1 protein-coding gene is annotated in these 1,256 nt (G+C 70.5%); it reads right to left on the bottom strand.

From position 1 onward, the window contains the following. Positions 1-1,256: type I polyketide synthase (locus tag ABT006_RS35005; protein ID WP_350712754.1), on the bottom strand; the 1,256-nt coding region annotated here is incomplete at both ends.

The raw sequence follows: 1,256 nt of genomic DNA, 5'->3' as shown, positions 1-1,256 counted from the left end.
GCCGCATCGCCATGACCATCTTGATCACACCGGCCACACCGGCCGCCGCCTGCGTGTGTCCGATGTTCGACTTGATCGACCCCAGCCACAACGGCTGGTCGGCCGGCCGGTCCTGCCCGTACGTCGCCAGCAACGCCTGCGCCTCGATCGGGTCACCGAGGGTGGTGCCCGTACCGTGCGCCTCCACCGCGTCCACGTCCGCCACGGTCAGCCGGGCGTTCGCGAGGGCCTGCCGGATCACCCGCTGCTGCGACGGACCGTTCGGCGCCGTCAAACCGTTCGACGCGCCGTCCTGGTTCACGGCCGTGCCGCGCACGACGGCGAGGACTCGGTGCCCGTTGCGTCGCGCGTCCGACAGGCGCTCCACGAGCAGCACACCGACGCCCTCAGACCAGCCCGTGCCGTCGGCCGACGCCGCGAACGACTTGCACCGGCCGTCCTGCGACAGACCCCGCTGCCGGGAGAACTCGATGAACGTGCCCGGCGTCGCCATCACGGTCACGCCACCGGCCAGCGCCAGGTCACACTCCCCCGACCGCAGTGCCTGCGCCGCCAGGTGCAGCGCGACCAGCGACGACGAGCAGGCGGTGTCGACGGTTACGGCCGGCCCTTCCAGGCCGAACGTGTACGCCACCCGACCCGAAAGCACGCTGCCCGACGTGCCCGTACCGACGAAGCCCTCTGCGTCCGGCGGCAGGTCCATCAGCCGGGAGGCGTAGTCGTGGTACATGACGCCGGCGAACACGCCCGTCCGGCTGCCCCGCAGCCGCGCCGGGTCCAGACCCGCCGACTCGAACGTCTCCCACGACGCCTCCAGCAGCAACCGCTGCTGCGGATCCATCGCCAGAGCCTCACGCGGCGAAATCCCAAAGAACCCGGGGTCGAACTCCGCCGCCCCGTACAGGAAACCACCGTGCCGCGTGTACGACGTCCCGCTGCGATCCGGATCCGGATCGAACAACGACTCCAGGTCCCAACCACGATCCGCCGGGAACTCCGAAATGCCGTCCCCACCGGTCGCCAGCAACTCCCACAACTGGTCGGGAGACTCCACCCCACCCGGGTAGCGGCACGCCATGCCCACGATCGCGATCGGCTCGTCGGTGTTGGCGGTGAGCACCGTCGTCCGGCGAGCGGTGATCTGTCCGGAGACCTGCTCGTAGAGGTGGTCGGCGAGCACTGCCGGGGTCGGGTAGTCGAACACCAGCGTCGAGGCCAACCGCAGCCCGGTGGCCGCGTTCAACCGGTTACGCAGG

The organism is Micromonospora sp. NPDC002717 (assembly GCF_040295705.1).
GTDB lineage: Bacteria > Actinomycetota > Actinomycetes > Mycobacteriales > Micromonosporaceae > Micromonospora.
This window is presented reverse-complemented; position numbering and strand designations above follow the sequence as displayed.